This is a genomic window from Ferrovum myxofaciens (assembly GCF_000735045.1).
Taxonomy (GTDB): domain Bacteria; phylum Pseudomonadota; class Gammaproteobacteria; order Burkholderiales; family Ferrovaceae; genus Ferrovum; species Ferrovum myxofaciens.
On the sequence record NZ_JPOQ01000641.1, the window covers coordinates 1 to 253 of the forward strand.

1 protein-coding gene is annotated in these 253 nt (G+C 52.6%); it reads right to left on the reverse strand.

The features are described 5' to 3' along the window. Positions 1-73 precede the first annotated feature (73 nt). The coding region (locus IV91_RS19995) for a zinc ribbon domain-containing protein (protein ID WP_150112550.1) at positions 74-253 on the reverse strand (180 nt) is incomplete at its 5' end.

The window sequence follows — 253 nt, forward strand, 5'->3', positions numbered from 1 at the left end:
CTGCTGATACGGCTACGCCGTTTCACATCCTTGCTCGCTCCACAGGCTAACCCCGGAAATCCTCCGGTTTTGTTCATTCGTGAATCCTCAAGCCGTCTGCACCGGCCAATATCGCTTTCCCAGCCACCAGGATGTTAATACTGGCATTCAGATCCCGATCATGGCTTTGTCCGCAATCTGGACAAACCCATTGACGTGTCGAAAGCGAAAGACTCTTGAGGACGTATCCGCAACTCGAACACCGCTTCGAACT